This is a genomic window from Paenibacillus sp. FSL R5-0810, from assembly GCF_038002285.1.
GTDB classification, from domain to species: domain Bacteria; phylum Bacillota; class Bacilli; order Paenibacillales; family Paenibacillaceae; genus Paenibacillus_AQ; species Paenibacillus_AQ lactis.
Window position 1 is genome coordinate 3,555,354 of record NZ_JBBOCF010000001.1, and the last position, 20,930, is coordinate 3,576,283.

20 protein-coding genes and 1 other annotated feature are annotated in these 20,930 nt (G+C 51.9%); of the genes, 4 read left to right on the plus strand and 16 right to left on the minus strand.

Translation table 11 applies throughout. From position 1 onward, the window contains the following. Positions 1-101 precede the first annotated feature (101 nt). The 3 genes from MKX76_RS16115 to MKX76_RS16125 all read left to right on the plus strand — a co-directional run bounded on the left by MKX76_RS16115 (position 102) and on the right by MKX76_RS16125 (position 5,932). The gene (locus tag MKX76_RS16115) at positions 102-839 is read left to right on the plus strand and encodes a response regulator transcription factor (RefSeq protein ID WP_028404515.1); all 738 of its coding nucleotides are present in this window, start codon (positions 102-104) and stop codon (positions 837-839) included. Then, positions 836-2,269, plus strand: a complete 1,434-nt coding sequence (locus tag MKX76_RS16120) for a HAMP domain-containing sensor histidine kinase (protein ID WP_144878431.1) — start codon at positions 836-838, stop codon at positions 2,267-2,269. Before MKX76_RS16115 ends, MKX76_RS16120 begins: the two co-directional genes overlap by 4 nt. Before the next feature lie 207 nt (positions 2,270-2,476). Continuing rightward, the gene (locus MKX76_RS16125) at positions 2,477-5,932 is read left to right on the plus strand and encodes a copper amine oxidase N-terminal domain-containing protein (RefSeq protein ID WP_341034180.1); all 3,456 of its coding nucleotides are present in this window, start codon (positions 2,477-2,479) and stop codon (positions 5,930-5,932) included. 154 nt (positions 5,933-6,086) lie between these two features. Here the strand turns inward: MKX76_RS16125 and MKX76_RS16130 are convergent, their stop codons facing one another. The 13 genes from MKX76_RS16130 to MKX76_RS16190 all read right to left on the minus strand — a co-directional run bounded on the left by MKX76_RS16130 (position 6,087) and on the right by MKX76_RS16190 (position 17,070). After that, on the minus strand, positions 6,087-8,033 hold the full coding sequence (locus tag MKX76_RS16130; protein ID WP_341034181.1) for a PAS domain S-box protein: 1,947 nt from the start codon (positions 8,031-8,033) through the stop codon (positions 6,087-6,089). 83 nt (positions 8,034-8,116) lie between these two features. Beyond that, the gene (locus MKX76_RS16135) at positions 8,117-9,016 is read right to left on the minus strand and encodes a hypothetical protein (RefSeq protein WP_007130910.1); all 900 of its coding nucleotides are present in this window, start codon (positions 9,014-9,016) and stop codon (positions 8,117-8,119) included. 30 nt (positions 9,017-9,046) lie between these two features. After that, positions 9,047-9,799, minus strand: coding sequence for an SDR family oxidoreductase (locus tag MKX76_RS16140; RefSeq protein ID WP_144878429.1), 753 nt, complete (start codon positions 9,797-9,799; stop codon positions 9,047-9,049). After that, positions 9,792-10,172, minus strand: coding sequence for a MerR family transcriptional regulator (locus tag MKX76_RS16145; RefSeq protein WP_007130912.1), 381 nt, complete (start codon positions 10,170-10,172; stop codon positions 9,792-9,794). Before MKX76_RS16145 ends, MKX76_RS16140 begins: the two co-directional genes overlap by 8 nt. Positions 10,173-10,304: 132 nt before the next feature. Continuing rightward, positions 10,305-10,685 carry a CPBP family intramembrane glutamic endopeptidase gene (locus MKX76_RS16150; protein WP_341034183.1) on the minus strand — a complete coding sequence of 127 codons (381 nt, stop codon included), beginning with the start codon at positions 10,683-10,685 and terminating at the stop codon, positions 10,305-10,307. Positions 10,686-10,799: 114 nt separating this feature from the next. Next, positions 10,800-10,982 (minus strand): hypothetical protein, encoded by a 183-nt coding sequence (locus MKX76_RS16155; protein WP_341034184.1) that lies wholly within the window; start codon positions 10,980-10,982, stop codon positions 10,800-10,802. Between the two features lie 200 nt (positions 10,983-11,182). Next, positions 11,183-12,058 carry a 23S ribosomal RNA methyltransferase Erm gene (gene erm, locus MKX76_RS16160; RefSeq protein WP_341034185.1) on the minus strand — a complete coding sequence of 292 codons (876 nt, stop codon included), beginning with the start codon at positions 12,056-12,058 and terminating at the stop codon, positions 11,183-11,185. A gap of 386 nt (positions 12,059-12,444) precedes the next feature. Beyond that, complete coding sequence (locus MKX76_RS16165; RefSeq protein ID WP_007130915.1) at positions 12,445-12,762, minus strand: thioredoxin family protein; 318 nt, start codon at positions 12,760-12,762, stop codon at positions 12,445-12,447. 3 nt (positions 12,763-12,765) lie between these two features. Further along, positions 12,766-13,143: a MerR family transcriptional regulator gene (locus tag MKX76_RS16170; protein ID WP_341034186.1), complete on the minus strand. Its 378-nt coding sequence runs from the start codon at positions 13,141-13,143 to the stop codon at positions 12,766-12,768. 173 nt (positions 13,144-13,316) lie between these two features. Beyond that, entirely contained in the window at positions 13,317-13,865 is a 549-nt protein-coding gene (locus MKX76_RS16175) for a histidine phosphatase family protein (RefSeq protein WP_341035052.1), read from the minus strand. Positions 13,866-13,883: 18 nt separating this feature from the next. Then, positions 13,884-14,675, minus strand: a complete 792-nt coding sequence (locus MKX76_RS16180) for a class I SAM-dependent methyltransferase (protein WP_051425067.1) — start codon at positions 14,673-14,675, stop codon at positions 13,884-13,886. A gap of 45 nt (positions 14,676-14,720) precedes the next feature. Further along, positions 14,721-16,187, minus strand: a complete 1,467-nt coding sequence (locus MKX76_RS16185; protein ID WP_341034187.1) for a serine hydrolase domain-containing protein — start codon at positions 16,185-16,187, stop codon at positions 14,721-14,723. Positions 16,188-16,263: 76 nt separating this feature from the next. After that, positions 16,264-17,070 (minus strand): class I SAM-dependent methyltransferase, encoded by an 807-nt coding sequence (locus tag MKX76_RS16190; protein WP_341034188.1) that lies wholly within the window; start codon positions 17,068-17,070, stop codon positions 16,264-16,266. Positions 17,071-17,126: 56 nt separating this feature from the next. After that, positions 17,127-17,357, minus strand: a binding site (T-box leader). Between the two features lie 208 nt (positions 17,358-17,565). Here MKX76_RS16190 and MKX76_RS16195 point away from each other — a divergent pair. Beyond that, positions 17,566-18,120, plus strand: coding sequence for a histidine phosphatase family protein (locus MKX76_RS16195; protein WP_144879144.1), 555 nt, complete (start codon positions 17,566-17,568; stop codon positions 18,118-18,120). 181 nt (positions 18,121-18,301) lie between these two features. On the opposite strand, the gene MKX76_RS16200 is transcribed toward MKX76_RS16195, so the two are convergent. The 3 genes from MKX76_RS16200 to MKX76_RS16210 form a co-directional block, all read right to left on the minus strand. Then, on the minus strand, positions 18,302-18,877 hold the full coding sequence (locus MKX76_RS16200; protein WP_213615983.1) for a PadR family transcriptional regulator: 576 nt from the start codon (positions 18,875-18,877) through the stop codon (positions 18,302-18,304). A 150-nt stretch (positions 18,878-19,027) separates the two neighbouring features. After that, a complete protein-coding gene (locus MKX76_RS16205) occupies positions 19,028-20,425 on the minus strand; it encodes an MDR family MFS transporter (RefSeq protein WP_341034189.1) in 1,398 nt (465 codons plus the stop codon). A 39-nt stretch (positions 20,426-20,464) separates the two neighbouring features. Next, on the minus strand, positions 20,465-20,818 hold the full coding sequence (locus MKX76_RS16210; protein ID WP_144879148.1) for a VOC family protein: 354 nt from the start codon (positions 20,816-20,818) through the stop codon (positions 20,465-20,467). Between the last annotated feature and the right edge of the window lie 112 nt (positions 20,819-20,930).

Below are 20,930 nucleotides of genomic sequence, written 5' to 3' on the forward strand. Positions count from 1 at the left end.
CTTACATTTCCCCCAAGCCGATGCCTGAACCGATCGTTACGGTGTATAGTTCTATATAGAGCAAGCGGCCAGGCCGTCGATGATTGAAAGGAAGAAACCAAGTGGAACCTTATGCGAAACCAAGCGAAGAACGTACAATCTTAATCGCCGATGACGAAGCGGACATCACCGAGCTGCTGCGGCTGTTCCTTGAGCGCGAGCACTATCGCGTACTGGAAGCATCCAGCGGCCGGGAAGCGTGGAATCTGCTGCAGCGAGAGCGGATCGACCTTGCAGTGATCGACATCATGATGCCGGAGCTGGACGGTTATCAGTTGATCGCGCGCATCCGTGAGAAGCTCAGGCTGCCCGTCATTATTTTGTCGGCCAGGAGCGGAGATGTCGATAAAGTTACCGGGCTTGGGCTCGGGGCGGACGATTTCATCTCCAAGCCGTTCAGTCCGATCGAAGTCGTGGCGAGAATCAAGGCGCAGCTAAGGCGGTTTTACGATCTTAAGGGGGCGGAGCCGCTTCGGGCGGCTGAACCGCTTCGGACCGTAAACGGACCGCTGGTTCTGGACCATGAAGCCTGCGTGTTGTACAAACGGGGCGTGACGATTACGCTCGGGCCGCTGGAGTACAAGCTGCTCAAGCTGTTGATGGAGGCGCCGGGCCGGATATTCACGAAGCGTCAAATATATGAGAGCGTATGGAACGAGCCGTATCTGGAAGACAGCAATACGGTCATGGTCCAGATCAGCAGGCTGAGGGATAAGCTGGAGGACGATCCGCGGGAGCCGCAGTTTTTGATCACGGTTAAAGGGCTCGGCTATAAGCTGAGCGCAGAGGATGCTCTATGATGACGAAGCGCCGAAGCGTACATGCGAGCCTGATGATCAATTATGCGCTGTTCTCCGTCATCCTCGGGATCATCGGATTTCTGGTGTATGACGGCATGTATGATGCCCGCGACGCCTATGTAAACCGAACGCTGCCCATGGTGGAAGCGGACCGTCTGGTCCGGGAGGATTGGGAGAGCATCCCTTACGAGACCGTGGAGTCTTTCGGAGGGTACATCCAGGTGCTGGATCAGCGCTTGAATGTCGTTTTTGCGAGGGGCAAAGGGGCCGGGGAAGCCCAAACCTCCTATTCGGAGGAAGAACTCTACGCCTTGTTCTACGAAGGAAACCGGTCGGACTACCGTTCCCTCGCCCCTTTCCAATCATCGGGCGAAGAATATCGGCTGCTTGTAACGATACCGGACGGGGCGGTCAAGAAGGAAAGCCGCCTGGTGAAGACGACCGCGGACATCACCGATGCGTTTACGGGAATATTGCTGCGCGGCCTGCTGTGGTTCGCCGCTGCATTTCTGTTTAGTTTATGGCTGTACGGACGGTTGACCGCGCGGAAGTTTACGAATCCGTTAGCGGACGTATCCCGGGGTCTTGAACGGATCGCCGAAGGAGGGGGCGGGGAGCGGCTCCGTTATAACGCCAGCAAGGAGCTGATGCAGCTTCGGCATCATTTCAACCGGATGGCGGACAGGCTTGAGCAGGCGGAGTCGGATAAGCGAAAGCTGGAACAAGAACGGATGCGGCTGATGATGGACATTTCGCATGACTTGAAAACGCCGATATCCACGATCCAGGGATATGCGGAGGTGCTGCAGCTCGGCATGGAAGAGGATCCGGAGCAGCGCCGGAAATATGCCGGCCGGATTCATGCCAAGTCGAAACTGATCGCTTCCCTCGTGAACGACCTGTTTGAACTGACGAAGCTGGAGAGCGCGGATATGCCTTTTGAGCCTCAGCCAGGGGATTTTGCCGAGCTGTGCCGCACGACGGCCGCCGATCTGTACGATTCGTTCGAGCGGAAGGGAATCGGCTTCGACATCCGCATTGCCGATAAGCCGGTCAAACTGTCCTATCAGGATGATCTCATGCGCCGGGCGCTCACGAATATATTGGCGAATGCTCTGAAATACAACCCGCCAGGCGCGAGCGTCTGGCTGGAGCTCGAGGCGATGCCTGACGGCGCGCTGCTGACCGTAGGCGACAATGGTCCGGGAATTTCCGAGAACGTGAGACACTCGGTGTTCGAGCCGTTCGTTCGCGGAGACCGTGCCCGGAAAAGCGACGGAGGCAGCGGACTCGGATTATCCATCGCGAAGAGCGTGGTTGAGCGGCACGGCGGGAGGATATGGCTGGATCCGGACGCGGAAGGCACGGTCATTCGGATCCGGTTATTCCGGGAGTCTATAAACGGTCTGGACGAGCCGCGGGCGAAATGATACACGGTGGAGGAAGCAACAGACGGCCTGCTGACCATGCTTCAGGAAGGGGGATGCCTTACGGTACAAGGGCTTTCCCCCTTTGAGCGCTGCCAGGTGCAAAAAAATATTTACGCTGCCGACGTTAACCATGAAACTTTATTCCGGGCGAATGCGTCATATTGTAGAGGAAAATAATAACAAGATTGAATTCAGGAGGTTGAGTGTGTGAAAAGAATATGGACTGCCTTGCTAGCAGCTATACTCATTGTTCCATTCCTATTCCAGTCACAGGCACAGGCGGCAGTTAATATCAGCGTCGTGATCGACGGCGTCCGCTTGAAAACACCGCAAGCGCCGGTCATGATTCAAGGACGGGTCATGCTGCCGATGCGGGTGATCTTCGAAGCGCTGGATGCATCCGTGAAATGGAATCAGAAGACGAAAACGGTCACGGCCGTGAAAGACGGCACCACCATCGTGCTGAAGATCAACTCCAAAACGGCTACGATTAATGGCAAGACCGTATCTTTAGACGTTCCGGCGAAAAACCTGAAGGGCAACACGATGGTTCCGGTCCGCTTCGTCAGTGAATCGCTCGGCGAGAAGATCGGCTGGAACTCCAGAACCAAAACGGTTACCATTACCACGTCTTCGGAACCGGATATCGGATTTACGGGAGTTAACCACGTAACCCTCCGGGATATCGGCAACGCCGGAGACGGACGCGATCTGTCGGTCAGCTTCTCCAAATCCTCTACGGAGTCGCAGGTTTCGCATTATCGCGTGTTTATCGTGAAGCAATCCCAGTCACTCAGCTCTGCCGAAGCACAGCGCCTGCCTTCGACGGCCTACACGTCCGTGCTTCCGACCGGCTCGGATCTCACCCGAACCCTCTCAGCCAGTACGACGGATACGAATGGAGATTTGATCCGAAATAATCAGCCGTATAAGGCGTATGTGCTGACCGTAGGGAATACTAGCGGCAACTATGCGTTGTCCCCTGCTTCCCCGTCACTGACGCTGACGAATTCGAATGCAGTCGCTGCGGCGACGAATGTGAAGGCCAGCGACGTCAGCAATTACGGCGATGGCCGCGATCTGTCGGTTAGCTTTACCCGCGCTCAGAGTGAAAGCAACATTTCGAATTACCAGGTGTTTGTCGTGAAATCCAAAGACGCAGCGAAATTCGACCTGGCAGCAGCGAAGGCGGTAGCTAGCACGAACTACACGACCGTCAATAAATCCAGTTCAAGCAATACGACCCTAACAACGGGCTTCAGCTCCACGTCAAGAGACACGTCGGGCGAATATATCCGCAGCGGCGTCGCTTATACGGTATTTGTTCTGTCCGTCAGCAGCAACGAGAACGCAATCGCAAGCAAGCTGTCTTCCGGTTCGTCTTCGATTACGCTCAGCACAGGCACCACGACGGTTCCAAGCATCTCGCAGGTGACCGACGTGAGCGATTACGGCGACGGGCGCGACCTTCGCGTCAGCTTCAACCGGGTATCCAATGAGTCTTCCATCAGCGGCTACCGGATCTTCGTGGTCAAGGAGAGCGACTATCATAACTTCAGCGTAAGCCGGGCGAATGCCATCAGTTCAAGCTCCTACTACACGAATGTCAGCAAATCAAGCAATAATACTCTCACGCTCGGTTCGGGAGCTCGGGACGTGGACGGCGCCTTGATTCGTAACGGCGTATATTACCGGGTATTCGTAATGGCCCTCGACAATCAAAGCCAGAACAACAATGTTCTTTCTTCCGCTTCGAGTTCCATCATCCTGACGAACAACAGCTATCGTGTAGGAACGATCTCCAGCCTGTACGTCAGTGATGTAGGCAATTACGGAAACGGCCGGGATCTGGAAATTTCATTTAACCGGGCTTCGGACGAAAGCAATATTAGCCATTACCGGGTGTTTGTCGTAAAATCCTCGGATTATAACTATTTTGATTTAAGCAGAGCGGAAAACAACTCTTATTACACGCAAGTAAACAAAACCGGCTACAACAATTACAGGCTCAATCTGTCATCCGACAGCCGCGATACTGACGGCGCATTGATTCGCAACGGCGTAAGCTACCGCGTATATGTTATGTCCTACGCATATTCGGGCAGCAATCACGCCCTGTCCTCTGCTTCATCGGCGATTACGCTCAGCGGTAACAATCAAAGTGTCAGTCCGGTTTCGACGCCTGTAGTGGAAGACATCGGCGACAATGGCAACGGCAGCGACCTGAGAGTTTCGTTCAGTCGTCCTTCCGACGAGTATTACATCGACCATTACAGAGTATTTGTCGTGAAGTCTTCCAAGTCACTGTCAGTAAACGATGCTACGAATAATGGATACTTTACAAGAGTGAACAAAAATTCGGGTTATTCCGTCCGACTGGATTCGAACGCTCGAGATACAGATGGAGAATTGATTAAGAACGGCACGGGCTACCGCGTATACGTGCTGTCAGTCGGCACCTATGGCGTCAACGCCATTTCTCCAAGATCGAACGAGATCAAGCTTCAGGGCAAAACACAGGTCGGCACGGCAACCATCAGATCCGTTGAGGATGTTGGGAATAAAGGCGACGCCAGCGACATCAAGGTCAAATTCGACAAAGCAACCAACGAAACCAATATTTACGGATATCGCATCATGATCGTTGAGGCTGGGGATGCCCAAAATTTCAAATTAGAGCAAGCTAACGCGGTACAAAATCAAGATCGATACGATTTCGTGCCTGTAGGTAATTCTTTTGATAACACTTTAAGACCAGGGACGAAGGACGTAAACGGCAAAGACATCCGCAACAAGGTGCCTTACCATGTGTTCGTCTTATCCGTTAGTAACGATGGCGGAAGCACCAATGCACTGTCCCAGCCATACGGTCCGATCGTGCTTGAGGGGACTCAAGTCGCCGTTCCTTCCGATGTGTACGCAGGAATTGAGGGCAACAACGGCAACGCCAGCGATATCAAAGTGCGGTTTACTCCTGCAGATAACGCGGGCACTATAAGTGAATACCGGATCATGGTCGTACCTGATGCGAAAGCGTTTGGGGAAGCTGAAGCCAGCCTGGTTAAACAAGGAAACTACACACCAGTCGCGCCGCCGCAAGGACAGTACGACAGCCTTTTGCCAGCTGAAACGAAGGATGTCGACGGCAACCCAATCAAAGCCGGCAGCTCTTACAGAGTCTATATCCTTGTTGTGGCTGACGGAACCGTCTCGACCAAGAATAAACTGTCTTCATCTTCACAGCCCTTTACGATTCCCTCCCCGACTCAGGTGACCGATGTAAAGGCCGAGCTGAATGGCACGGGAGATAAAGTGAAGGTGAGCTTTAAGAAGGCAGCGGATGAGCGCAATATTGGTGAGTACCGCGTCTTCATCGTATCCAAAAGCGAAGTGAGTAAATTCAAAGTTGCCGATGCGAAGAATCACGTCTCCGGAAGCATTGCCGTAACCGGCAAAGACATTGCTGAAGAATTGACAACCAAGATCGATGATCTCAAAGATGCCAAGGGAGAAGCCATCAAGCCGGACACCGAATACGTTGTATTCGTTCTGTCCGCAGCAAATGACACGAAGAAGCCGCTCTCGGCTACGGCTACCCAGGCTCCGGCATTGTCGGCACCGTCCAAAGCCTTTGTTATCAAGAAAACAACTGCAACACCTTAAGCATCCACATGAGGCTTATGCCATTAATATCGTAAGCAAAAAGGAGCTGTCCCCCGCGGTTGAAAAACCGCAGGAGACAGCTCCTTTAATGATTTACAAGCTCACCAAAATACCGGACGTTTTATCCGCATAGCCAAAAGGCTCGTTGCATCGGTTAAGCCGTCGAGCCGTCCGTGGAACTGTTCACTCGGGTACTACGGAAAATATCGATAACATCCGATACCGCCTGCATACTGACAGGCTTGCTCACATATTCATCCATGCCCATCGCCAAATACTTCTCGCGATCGCCCTTGATTGCGTGAGCCGTGACAGCGACAACATAAGGGCGCTTATCCGCAGGAGCGCTCTGCTTAATGATTCTGGCAGCTTCCATCCCGTCCATGAACGGCATCTGAATATCCATGAATATCAAATCATACGGATACTTCTTATAGGCCTCAACCGCTTCCAGCCCATTGGGGACAGTCTCCGATGAATAACCGAGCTTCTCAATGATTTTCTTTAGCACCAGCTGATTCACTTCATTGTCTTCCACAATCAAAATTTTGAAGGCATTGCCGTCAGCATCATCGAGCTCCTGAACCGGATTCTCCTCTCCTTCATTCACCGCAACCAAAGGGTACTTCAATTGAACGTTAAACGTAAAGACGGATCCGTTCTGCTTCGGATTCGGTTCATACCAGATTTTGCCGCCCATCAGCTCCACAAGCTTCTTGCAGATCGCCAGACCGAGACCGGTACCTTCCACTTGGCGGGTCATGTAATGATCCACCTGATAGAACGGCTCGAACAATTGGGGGACCTTCTCGCTTGGTACCCCAATTCCCGTATCGGTTACGGAGAATTGGATCAGCCCCGATCCATGGATGCTCTGAATACATGACACCGAGACGGAGACAGAGCCGGTCGGCGTAAATTTCACGGCATTGCTAAGCAGATTCATCAGCACCTGCCGCAGCTTCGTCATGTCACCGTACACTTGATCCTGAACATCGGGAGCTACCGAGGTGGTCACCTCAATATTTTTTTCAAGCGCCTTCGGGAGCATCAGGTTCATGGTTTCCGACAGCGTGTTTCGAAGACTGAAGGTTTCTTCGGACAGCTCGGTTCGGCCGGACTCGATCTTAGAGAAGTCCAGAATATCGTTAATAATATTCAGCAGTGTGGTGCCGCTCTTCTTGATGATCTGGACATATTCCCGCTGCTCCTCATCCAGATCGGTATCCAATATCAAATCCGTCATGCCGATTACGCCATTCATCGGGGTTCTGATTTCATGGCTCATCATGGCCAGGAACTCACTCTTGGCCTTGTTGGTTTTCTCGGCAGCTTCCTTCTCGATGATAAGCTTCTTCTGCTCGGTCATGTCCTTCGCGATAATGTAGAAACCGACATTCTTATTATGAATAACGATCGGCGCCAAGGTGGCGAGCACCTCGACCATATGCCCGTCCTTGTGCCTGATCCCGTTGATCGATTTCTCGGCGGAGGTATAGTCGGCTGAATCGGAGAGCACCCGTCTCAAGTTGTGTTCTCCCATCAGAAGAGATATACGCTTTCCGGCCAATTCGGGAATCGTATATCCCGTAAGCTGCTCGGCCATCTGATTCCCGTTCATAATTTCCCCTTGGAGATTAAAGGAAATGATGGCGTCGTGATTATATTTTTTTAATGAGGTATATCGTTCGATACTTTCCTGAAGCTTCTGTTCGGCCACCTTGCTGTCGGTAATATCGACCATTTGCGAAATAAAAAACAGCGGGGTCTTGTCCTTCTCATCGCGCACGAGGGATACGTGAACAGAAGTCCAAATCCGTCTGCCGTCTTTATGCGTAAATTGTTTTTCCAAAGCGACCGTCGGGACCTTCTCGCTTAAGGACTGAACCAGCTTCTCCGGACTATCGACGTTATCGGAATATATATAATCCGTAGCCGGCTGCTGCATCAATTCTTTCTCGGTAAATCCGAACATTTTGCATGCTGCCGGGTTAACACTGATCCAATTTCCTTCGATCGTAACTAGGGCAATGCCAATCGGAGCACTCTTGTATACATGCTCAAACAACGCTTGATGACCAAAAATGTTAGCTTCACTCATACTCGGCACCTCCTAATACCGAATATTATACATCAGCAGACAAAGAATAAGTCTTTTAATTTGGAGGTTTTTTTCTATGAATCTCATTCAAAAGTTTCTTCATCAATCCACGTTAAGTTCAAAAGGGTACTCTCCCCGTACTGCGGCGCCATCTGTTCACTATATGACTCCACTTCCTCAAAGGGAATGTTGAGCTGAACAGCCTCCTCTTCCAGCCCCATATCGATAAGCTCATTTGTCACCAGCTTCCGTATCTCCGGGTCATCGTACAGCAGCTGAGAGGTTTGAGCGTCACGGATAAACGCCAGTTTCGGCAGCCTCGGTGCTTTCAGAAAAAAAAGGCGAACCGATTCCAAATCCGTAGTTTCATCCGGTAGCAGCCGGACTCCCTCCACGGAATCATCCGGAGACCATCGCACAACTCCCAAGGGGGATTTGGTCGATAAGGCAATCTCCTCCGCCCGCTTTCGACTCAGCTCCGCAATATACCGGGGCATGTCGGGGATCGGCTCTATCGCAAATCGCTCCCGCAGCATCCGCTTAGCCTGCAATCTCTCCTCACTGTCGTATTCGGTCTCCCGCTGCTGCATATGCTCGCGTAAATCATCCGCAGCCCGAAAATGGTTGTACAGGATGATGTTGTCTGTATATACCACACGTAAAAAGTCACGGATGCTTGGGGCAACTAGCCATACTTCATCACCAATATCCATCGGGGATACGCAAACGATATAGGCCTGCTCCAAATCGGATACCGTCCCGAAGTCCGTTAGAAACCCATAGTGAATGCCGTCAACGCCCGCTGAGGCAAATGGAATGACATCCGGCGGCGTTGAGATATATCTGAAACGACGGCCTTCCATAATCAGCCCCAAATGAAAATCCAGTGACAAGCCGTTGTCTTTCAGTTCCTCTTCAAACTTCAGCAGCTCCTTAATCGTCTCAGGAACGGCATACTTACCGTAATCTCCCCTATCATTCAATGCGATACCCTCCAATTGCTTTATAGTGGTTCACCAGGCAATCCTTCTCCGCTCTCGAAAGTATCCTCCGCTTGGGCCGGCATCATCAAGGGTAGCGAGCCATACGGCCGTATCCGCACCCTCCGCGACGGAGAGCGGGGCATCCGCTCCTCCCATATCAGTCCGAACCCGTCCCGGGCATACCGCATTTACCTTGATTCCGGTACCTGCCACCTCTTGGGAAACAAGACAGGTCATCGCATTCAGCATCGTCTTGGACATCCGGTAGGCGGACGATGCTCCCCCTAGCTTGAAGCCCGGATCCAAGCTGCCATCCATGATTTCGAATGCACCGAGGCCTGAAGATATGTTGACGATTCGACCATAGTCATGCAGCTTCATCAAAGGAATTGCAGCCTGGGTCATCCGCAGCGCGCCGAAGAAGTTCGTTTCGAAAGTAGCCCGTATCAGACGTTCTTCGACATCCAGGATCGAGATTCCTTGATCCAAAATGACCCCCGCATTGTTCACAAGCACATCCAGCCGTCCATATTCCGTCCGAACAAACGCCATCAGCCGTTCTGCCTCATCCGCTTGATCGATATCCAGCACATGCAGTGCCGCCCGGTGCCCCTCTGCATGCAGGTCTTGCACTGCCTGGCGCCCTTTCTCCTCATCCCGCGATGTCATGATAACAACGATTCCTTGGGCCCCCAGCTGGCGGGCGATTTCCTTGCCAATGCCCCGATTCCCTCCGGTAACGACGGCTACCCGATCCCTGGACGGATCAAAGTTTCTACTCACGGCTCCCATCTCCTTTACGTAAAATGCGTTCCCATCTCGCAATGCTCTGCTCCAAATGAGTCTTTGCCTGCTGCAGCTGCTCCATCCGGCGCGTGATTTCATCCAGCTTCTTTCTGCCCACTTCGATAGCGCTCGGCAGGCACTCCTGTTTGGGGCTGTCGTCAAAGGCGCATTCAAAAAAGCTCACAATCTCCTTTACCGTTAAGCCTAAGCCGAAATACATTTGAATCAGGCGGACCCGCTCGATATCGGATTCCGCATATTGACGGTAGCCATTGGCCGATCGATCAGGGCGCAGCAGCTCCTTTTCCTCATAATAACGAAGCGATCGGAGACTCACCCCGGTTTTATCCGATAATTCGCTGATATGCACATGCAGCAGCTCCTTTTTCGTTTCGATGTATTCGCATTGTAAACCATCACATCATGTGAAGGTCAATGCCAAAAAAGCCGGCCAAGAGCAATCTTGACCAGCTGTGTCTTCGGCCTGTCTCTAGACCTGTCTCTATATGATGTCAAACAATATAAATCCAATTGTATTAATAGCGAGATTCGCACACAAATGAACCATCCAGGAAGCGTAAATGTTGCCGTTTCGCTCGTTCAGCCAGTTAAACAGCAGGCCCGCGATGAACAGGCTCGCGATCAGGAGCAGGAACAGCGGCAGCGTAAACCAGCTGGTCATCATCGCAATATGATAGACGGCAAATGCTCCCGCACTGAACAGATAAGCGAATGTGCGGCCGACTTGATCCTTCAAGGTGAAGAAGGCAAAGCCCCGGAAGAAGAATTCCTCCAGCAACGAGTTCACAAACGATATGTAAATCGCGACGAACACGAAGTTGCCGGCGTTGACGCCGATATGCTGCTGAAGGGCTCCGGTCACCCGTGAAAAATCAAAGAGCGGCCCGATGAGAGCATAACTGGCAAGGATGAATGCAAATACGCCGGCTCCGAGCAGGAGCGAGGCCAGCAGACCTTTTTTCTCGAAGTTGAACAGCTACCGAAACGGAACCCCTCCGCCCATCAGCGCATAGCCGATCGGCAGCGTAAGGAACAGCAGCATTTTGATGACCGATTTGACCGCATAATTCGGCCTTATGACAGCATCCACATAGGCCATCACGATACAGCTTACGAGAATGATCGCGATTAAGGACCAGGCTTTCGTTCTGGATTTCATAGATATGAAACTCCTTTAGCATCATTTCCAATAAAAGGTTCAAACTTCTTCTATCATAACATACCGGCAGCTGGTGAAGAGGCGGACTACCTATATTAATGAGGAGAACATAAGCAAAAAGCAAAAAAGAGAGGCGTGTCGCCTCTCTTTCGCCTCTCTTGGTTATTTGCCAGCTTGATCGATTCATACGCTTTCTTGGACTACCTCCGCTTTTTCGGTTTACCGAATCCAGGCAGCGGCGTTCTCGGCCACCGCTCCGGCGGAACATGCTTCAGCATCGCGGAGAATAGCTGTCCCCACCCCGCTTCGTCCAACCGGCTGACCGGAAATCCTCGATCGACCCCAAGCTGCCGGATCAACCGAGTCATTTGCGGCGGGGTGAATACCCCGGACAATGCCTCTGGCAGTGGGAGATCCGGATATCGCAAGGTATAAGCTGCCAGCGCCATAAACCTGGCATGATGCTTTGGAGGAACCAGAGGATCTTTCCTTCTGCGAATGGTAAGGATGCCTGAATCCACCTTCGGCGGCGGTGAAAAATTCGAGGGCGCGACCGATCGGACAAGCTGAAATTCATAACTCATTCTCCAGCCTAACATTCGCGGATTCCGGACGAGCCGTCCGGTAAAACGTTTGGCCGCCCCAAGCTCCACCAGCAGCACGGCTCTTTGAAGGGGGACGGCCGGATGATCCAGCAGCTTCCCCAGAATCGGTGTCGTGATCGAGTAGGGAATATTCGCGACCACGACAAACTCCCGGCGCGGAAGCTGAATCTGTAATATATCTGCCGGCACCACGCGGACATTCTGCATATGTCCCGTCTCTGCCCGGCTCTTTAGTTTGTTGACGTACTCCGGATCGGTCTCGACGGCGATGACGTTAGCCGCTCTTTCCGCGAGCTGAAAGGTGATCGCTCCTGTCCCGGCACCGAGATCCAGAACGGTTTCGTGGCGCTGGATGCGCGCGAGGTCAATCATATCAAGCACGAGCCGTTTGTTGATCAACCGATGCTGCGCGGAGAAATTGTTAGGATTGTTCTTCGATTTATGATGACAATGTCGATTGTTTTTAGACACAAATATGCACCTCATTCATTCGTTTAGTAATGAAAAAGGCACAGCTCAAATAAACCTTGCCGTCATTGATCAAAAAACGGCAGGATCTAAATGCTCTGTACCCTCATTACCGAATCCGAATGTATGCGATGCAACACATGCTAAGGACAAGCCTCCTTTAACGAAATCAAAAACACCCATAGTATAGCATAGGCACCCGGGCGACCCCCAGGGGATTTTCAGTGTAAATCATTCTTTACCAAAGGGCTATATCCCTTGAGTTCCCGTCGCTGGATAAAAAAGAGGAGCATTCAGCTCCCCTTAACCACAGTTATACCTCATCGCGCAAAATCCATTTATATGCTCCGGCACACGCGCTTGTTCCCAGTCCGTTTTTATCGCCACCGTTAGGCATAGCGCGCAAGCGCCGCCTCATAGGCCTTCTTCGGTCTCAACCCGACGAGTTTATTGACCGGTTCGCCTTGATGGAACACGATGACGGTCGGCGTGGACATGATTCCATAACGTGCAGCAAGCTCCGGCGACGCGTCACAGTCGACTTGCAGCACCGACAGGCGATTCCCCTTTTCATTCCCCAGCTCTTCAAGGATCGGGCGAAGCACTTTGCATGGCGGGCACCATTTCGTACTAAAACTAACCAAAACTACATCCTTCTGGCGCACCGCGCTGCGAAATGCTGATGTACTGACGGTTTGCAGGCTCATTGCTCATTCTCCTTCCAGCGGTTGATTTGGCGGATCTTCTTCCATAATGGACCGGATGCGTTCCTCCAGGTTGGACTTCACCGCCGACAACAGAGCGATTTGTTCCTCGATCTCGGCTAACTTTTCACGGTACACCGGGACGACCTCCTTACAGAACGCTTCTTTATTCTTCATGACGCAGTGGAGAAAGCCGGCGATCTGCTCTGTCGATAGCCCGAGATTAAGATATAGCTGGATCGTCCGTACCTGCTGTTCCGCAAACGGCGAGTACTCCCGGTAGCCGTTCTCAAGGCGAGTCGGCGTGAGCAAGCCTTGCTTGTCATAGTAACGGAGCGAACGGATGCTCACGCCGGTCCGGGCTGAAAGCTCTCCGATTTTCATACCGTTAACGCCACCTCCTTCATGATCTTGAACCTATCATAAACCCTGACATTAGTGTCAGGGTCAAGAGGCAGATGCATAATTACAGCTATAATATTTGTGAAGTCGTTAAGACCTCTATATTCACCCAGATTCTGCAATCCGCTTATAAGGTCATGCAATCAGCGAAAAAGTCATGCGGGCCAGATCCGAAGCAAGCTTGGACTTCCGCCATCGATCGGAAAGGACAACCGATACACATCCGGGTTGGTTAGCGCCTCCCACTCCTTGAATCCGATCCGGTCATCAAAATATTTCAGCAGCAACGAGATCAGATTGCCGTGCGAAACGAGGACGGCATTGCGGCAGCCTTGGTTTAGAATATCCTCAACCGCTTGAACGGCCCGCTTCATCGCCGTACTGCTGGACTCCCCGCCATCATAACATAAGTCCATATCGTCATAAGTAAGCCGAAGCTTCTCCCGCCAATCAGGTGAAGGCGATCCGGATAATACCCTCTCCGTAAGCCTTTCATCCAGGGTTACCTCCAAGCCTAACCGTTCGGCAAGCGGGGCAATACTTTGCCGCGCCCTCGCATATGGACTTGAAACCATACAATCGATCGCGTGATCCGAGAAAAACTCGGCAAGCCTTGCCGCCTGCAGCATGCCGGTGCCGGTTAACCTGGCTTCCGGTGCCTGCCCTTCGGCTTGGCAATGCCTCACGACATAAATGTTCCTCAGCTTCGTCATCGTCCGTCCTCAATCCTTACGGAACCGGAAGATAACGGCAGGCGGAATCTCGTACCAGTCGAACTTGCCCTGCTCCAGACCGTCTTTATGAAAGCTGGGCTCTTCCAGCCCGTTAAGAACAAAGCCGCACTTAAAGAAAACGTTCATATAATACGACAGCGGCCTGTGAAATACCAGGTGAGGAACCGGCTGGCCTTGAATGCCGATCGATTCCATCGGTTCCGGCTCCAGGTACTTGGAAATTTGAATACGGTGTTCAGAGACGATGTGTCCGTCCTTATCCACCTTTTCGTGAATTTTGTGCAGACCCGGCGGCTGGAAGCATGGATGCATGATCGAGAACACGAAGGTCCCGTGCTTACGCAGCAGCTTATGGAGCGCGTTTGCCAGCACCGTAATGTCCGAGATATCCATGAGCGCCATATTGGAGACAGCGCGGTCAAATCTCTCCTCACCGAGGCTGAGCAGCGCATCGTGATCGGTTGCGTCGACGACCCGGTAATCGATACGGTCCAGAGCGCCGGCCGATCTTGCCTTCGCCCGTTGGATCATCTCGAAGCTGTAGTCCACAGCCGTCACATTGGCGCCCAGTTCAGCTAATCTTCTGGCAAAATTGCCGTTGCCGCAGCCGATGTCCAGCACCTCGTGACCCTCCGATACTTCCAACAAATGCTCCGTGCCCGGGCGGATGATCTCGCGATGGAAACGATTGCTATGCTCCCCCATGTAATCGTCCCAAAAGCCCGCAATCTCATTCCAACGCACCTGCGACTCCTTGGTTAATTCCTTCCAATCACTCATCGCTCACAATCTCCCTTTCATCAATTCGAATGATTGCATACGAAGTCAAAGCTTCTTATTCATTAGCCTCCCGGAAGCCCGATAATCGGACAAATGGAAGGAGACGTTGATCTGAAATTGGACATCGATGCTCTCTCCCTCGAACGTCATCGTGTAGGTAACCACATATGGCGTTTCAATATAATACAGATTCAGCCGCAACATCCGTTTATCCAGCCAAGCAGCATAGGTCACCACCTCTTGCAAAGGCATGGACAAATCTTTATGGAACCTATGCCGCGTTTGCTCCGGTTGCGTAAAGTCGAGCTCCAGGAGCTGCTCGCTGTCCTCCTCACGACCATAGCCCAGCAGAAGCGATAGCTTAGAGTCCCGCAAGCGAAAACCGATTCGGTTCAGCCCTTGCGGATTGTCATTGTCACTCAATCCGTAGGTGCGAAGATGCAGATCCGGTACACCGGCCGGTATCGGCCGTATTTCCGGCTCCTTGGAGCTGATGGAAGCTATGGTCTGCTGCAGCCGGGGATCGTCCTGAAAGTCCTCGGACTGCTGAATATTCTTAGCGTCCAGCAGCTCTTCATAAATCAAATCCAGCAGAACCTGAAGGCGGGCCATACTCTTAAAGCTGGCGTTCACTGCAATGACGATGTTTTCGCGAGGGGCCACAAAGCACATCTGGCCAAAGGAGCCGTCCCCCCGGTAACAGCCCCGGCGGCATAGGTGAAACTGATACCCATACCCTTGTGCCCAGTCGACCCGTTCTACGCCTGGACGGTTATCGCTCTGCTCGGATGCAGCAAGCTCAATATACCGCTCCGATACGATTCGCTTGCCTTCATACATCCCCCGGTTTAACAGCATCTGGCCGAACTTGGCCACGTCTGCGGTGGTAAGACTGAGACCCATTCCTCCAGCCGCGATGCCCATTGGGCACGTCTCCCAGGTTGGCCTTGAAATCCCCAGCGGTTCAAACAAGCGGGGCATCAGAAAATCAACCAGACTTTGGCCGGTCACCTTCTCGATTATGGCGGCCACCATATAGGTAGCGTGCGTGGTGTAGCAATAGCGTTCTCCCGGTTCAAGCTCGACTTCTTGGGCAAGGAACGCCCTGACCCAGTTCTCCTCCCTCGCGATTGCAGGATAGATGTTGCCGAGATGGCCGGTGCTCATGGACAACAGATGATGCACGGTCATTTTCGCAAGATTCGGTGACACCCGGCCCGGGAGTTCATCGGGAAAGAACGAGATGACCGGGTCGTAAAGCTCCAAGTATCCTTGATCCCAGGCGATCCCCGCTGCGATCGAGGTAAAGCTTTTGCTCAAGGAAAACAGCAACTGCGGGCATTCCTTCCGGTAGGGGGCGCGGTACCATTCGGCCACCGTCCTCCCCTCCTTCAGCAGAATAAAATGATTCACTTCCAGGGCCTGCTGCTCAAGCCGCGTAAAGAACGAGTTTATGGCGGCGGCTGACAATCCTTGATGCCCAGATTTCGCGATGTTGATGATACGTTCCAACCGTGCTCCTCCCCTATCCTTTTATATATATCGATGTATTTTTCGTTGGCGTACGTATAATTTCACGGTTCTGCCGCTATTTCCTTTTGCCGATGTACAGCAAATGAGAGGAGATCCCCGCAATGGATGGGTCCCTTGCCATATCATTCAGCGTGTTCAGCAGCTGTTCAGACTCGCCCTTGTCCTCCCATGCCTGCAGCTGTTCCTGCGACAGCAAGCCGCCGATGCTAGAAGAGCCGATCAAATCGATCGTTTCGAATCCATGGCTTTCCATGAAGGGCTTGATCTCATCAATGTTGAAATAATACGCACCCGTAAAGCGCCCCGGATCGGCGTGATTAAGTATCCCTGTCCTGCGGAACTGATCGATCGCATCCATCGTGTTATTCGGCTTCCAGAAATCCGGGAATTGTAACGACGTCAATGTCATCCGCATTCGGCTCTGGAAAGCAACAAACACCATCCCTTCCTGCTTCGTAACACGGAACAGCTCTCGAACGGCACGAATTCGTTCTTCTTCCCGCTGCAAATGATAGAGGGGTCCTAACATGAGCGAGGCATCGAAGGACTCATCGGGAAATCCGTTTAAATTCGTTGCATTCAATACATGAAAGCCGGCGAAGCGTTCCATGAGCCCCCGTTCGGCCGCCTTCTCCCTTGCCGTTTCAACAAGCCGGGGCGTTAAATCGGAAAGGGTGACTTGATAGCCCTGCTCCGCTAATGCCATCGCATATTTTCCGGGCCCTGCGCCGTTATCCAATACCCTCCCGCTTGAAGGCAAATAATGCCTCATATAATGCCAGTTAATGATAAATTCGAGCGGCTCCCGATCCAGCCTTCCCCACTCATCGAACCGGGAATAGTATTCAATCACATGTTCCATGCCGATCCCCTGCCTTTTATTCATGGTTTGTTGTTACAAAAAAAAACCTATGCCTATAAAGAGGCGATAGGTTTTCCCTCGCGGTACCACTCTTTTCAATTCGCTGGAAGCCTAAAGAATCCGCGAATGATCTTGGAACCTTCTGACGGAGGTCATCCGTTAAGACCTACTGAAATTCAGCCTCACCGCTCATGGGTGAGCTTCAGGGCCTGATTGACTGTCTCCCACCGATACCGACAGCTCTCTGAACAATGCAGCTCCTTACTGTTCCCATTCATTGCGTTTTCCCTTGATTAAATTTCACACAGTATACCCCTTCCAAATAATCCCTGTCAACACCCATTTCAATATCCAATATTCCGGGAGCGGATGGTGAAGCAATAGAGGCTTCTACGCTGCTTCTTCCTAATCCCGTTCAATCCTTCAGCTTATATTGCATCGATCGATATGTTAAAATATGGTGCATAATCTTGAGAAGAGAGTTGGTTGGCGCACATGATGACAAACCTCTATTTCGTTCGGCATGCGCACTCGGTATATTCCCCGGATGAACGAAACAGACCCTTATCGGAACGCGGACATCAGGACGCTGCAAGAGTTGCGGAGCTGCTGGAGCCTGAATATATTCATGTCCTCATATCGAGTCCGTATAAGAGAGCCGTTCAAACGATCGAGGGGCTAGCGGAACGAATCGGGGCCGGGATCATCCTCGAAGAAGATTTTCGAGAACGATTATTATCAGAGCACCCCGTCGACGACTTCGAGCATGCAGTCGCCAAGGTGTGGGAGGACTACTCTTTCGCCTGGGAAGGCGGAGAGTCCAATCAGGCTGCCCAATCGAGAGGGGTCCGGGCACTTGAAAGAGTACTGGAACAGTATAAAGGGAACAACATCGCCATCGGGACTCATGGAAACATCATGGTGTTGATCATGAACCATTTCGATCCGCGGTTTGATTTTAGCTTCTGGAGACAGCTCGATATGCCTGACATTTACAAGCTAAGCTTCAGCGATCAAGACCTTGTGGAGGTACAACGGATATGGAACTGACCCTCGCCATCCACTTGGTGAGGGTCTTAATACGATTCAATGTCACCAGAGCTGATTAAAAAAACAAGAAGAGGGGCATGCCCCTCTTCTCTATTATTTCAGTCCATATTTTCGACACATTGTCATTTCGAGTTCACTATGGTCGACCACTTCTCATGGTTTGCTTTCAGCTTATCAGCTCTTACTTCCGTTCAAGCTCTTTTCCTTCCGCTCGATGGCTATCGATTAACTGTAAAACCCACTCTTCGTCAAAGCGGAGCTTCTCCAGTCGATGCCGGAAAAAGATCTGAATGTAGCGCTGCTCTCCGGCAGGAATCCGCTCGTCCTTGCTAGCATATTCCAACCGTTCTTCTTCATGACGGATTTCATAACGCAGGTAATCCTTGTATTGGTGTAAAATCAAAAACTGCAATTCCTTGCTGATCATTTCAAAGTTTTTCAATTTCGTATAAAAATGCAGCTCGTAATCCGGGGAGTATGGAATCGGTTCTTCCATCAGCCGGAAAAAACGAATTCTGCCTTCGTCTGTAAGTTTATAAGTCTTTACCTTTTTACCTCTTCCCTGCCGGGCACCCTCCGGTTGTTCATCGGGAACCTGTTCGATCAGACCGTCTGCAAGCATGCTGTGGATAAGCGGATAAATCGCCCCCCAGCTGACCTTTCGCGTGGGTCCAACAATTCCGTTCAAAATCTGATGCAGCAAATAGCCGTGCATCGGGTTATTCATCAATTCGCCGAGTATGAACAATTCGTACAAGCGAATGGCCTCCCTTATCCGTTCTACTGCTATTAAGTAAACAACAGTATAACATACGGTGGGCTGAAAAAACAGAAAAGCCGCGGTCACCGCGACTTTTCCAAGTCCGATCCGTTTGGAGGGCCGATTGTCGGCCTATTGTCCACTCCTCTATCCCCCGGCCTGCTGCTGCGCCATCATATTACGACGTTTTGGCAGAAGCATCACGGCAAGCATGTTCGCAACCGCTATGCCGAACAGGAGCAGAAAAACGGCATGCAAACCGGCAGCCAGCTCCGATCTGGAGCTGAGGGATGTCACATGTTGGTTATAAATCGTACCGAACACCGCGATGCCGACCGTTTGGCCCAGCGAACGGAACAGCATGCTGGAAGCGTTCGCGACGCCGCGTTGCTCCCAGCCGACGACCGATTGCACGACAACCGTGGACGGTGTCGCCACGAAGCCCATTCCCAGCCCGATTAGAATGAGGATGCCAATCCAGAATACGTAAGGGGAGTTCAACTGAAGCGCAATAAGCCAGACTGAGCCGGCCACTACCAGAGCAGACCCGAATACAATCGAGGTTTTCACCCCGACCCGGTACATCAGCCTGCCAGCGATGTTGGCGGCAAGCGGCCAGGCCAGGGACATCGGCATGACGATCAGTCCCGAGCTCGTCGCGGAGTTCCCGAGCACCGACTGAATCCAGATCGGCGTGTAAACCGTCAACCCTGTCGTAATGCCGAACGTCAGAAAACCGCTGATATTGGTCACGTTCAATACGCGAATCCGGAAAATCGACAAAGGGATCATGGGTTCATCCGCATGTTTCTCAATCCAGAGGAACAGCATTAAAAATACGGCGGATGCCGTGAACAGCCCCACGATCAACGGGGAATTCCACGAATGCTCGGCTCCCCCGCTCAGCAGTGCATAAAGGAGCGTAGAGAAGGATACGGTAAAGGTCAGCGCTCCGAGGTAATCGATCTTTTTCGCCCGGCGTTCGATCGGTTGGTGCAAAAATAGGACGACCAGCAGCAGGGCCGCGGCACCGATCGGCACGTTGATGTAGAATATCCAGCGCCATGACACCTGATCGACGAAATACCCCCCGATCAGTGGGCCTAGAAGGCCAGCTACAGACCAAACGGATGAGAAAATCCCCATCATTTTGCCGCGCTGCTTGCCCGAGAACAAGTCGCCGATAATCGTAAAGCATACGGGCGCGAGTGCCCCGGCACCGAAGCCTTGCAAAGCCCGGAACCAAATGAGCTCAAGCATCGACTGTGCAGCCCCGCACAATATGGAACCGAGGACGAATAAACCGATGCCGACCGCGAACACGGCTTTGCGCCCGAACAAATCGGCCAGCTTGCCGAAAATGGGCGTCGCCACGCAAGTAGTCAGCGTATAAACGGCGAACACCCAACTGAACAGGTTCTGGCCATGCAAATCCGTGATGATATGCGGCGTCGCGGTGGCGACGACTGTCGCGTCCAAAGCGCCGATAAACATCGCCGCCAGCAATCCGGCAACGACCATAATGACATTGGTTTTCGGGCCCATGCCGAAGATGCCTCCTTACTTTGTCTCAATTTCCTCGGCTTATCGGTTACAAACCAAGTAGAGGGCATTGCCGTCAGGGTCACTGAAATGTACGACTTTGGCGGCTTCGCCTTCTACAGCATGATGGAACTCTACGCCGCGAGACTTAAGTGTCTCGATGGCCGACTTCATTTCTTCTACCTCCAAGCCAATCGACATGCTGCCCGAATTTACCGGGTCACCCCCATGTTCGCCGTCTAGATGCAGGAGTCCGATCGTCACCCCTGGTGCTTCGATCTGCGCAAAATGCCCGTCGCTTTCAGGCAACAGCTTTAATCCAAGGGTTTCGACATAAAATTGCTCCGCCTTCTTCATATCCGACACCATCACCGTTACATTGCCACTCTTAAACATCGTGTTTTCCTCCTTATTTGTTTGATCGATTTTTATTATATCAAAATAATATAATAAGTAAACATATTAAATTGATATAATAATAATTACCAAAGCTAGCCCCATTCCCTGC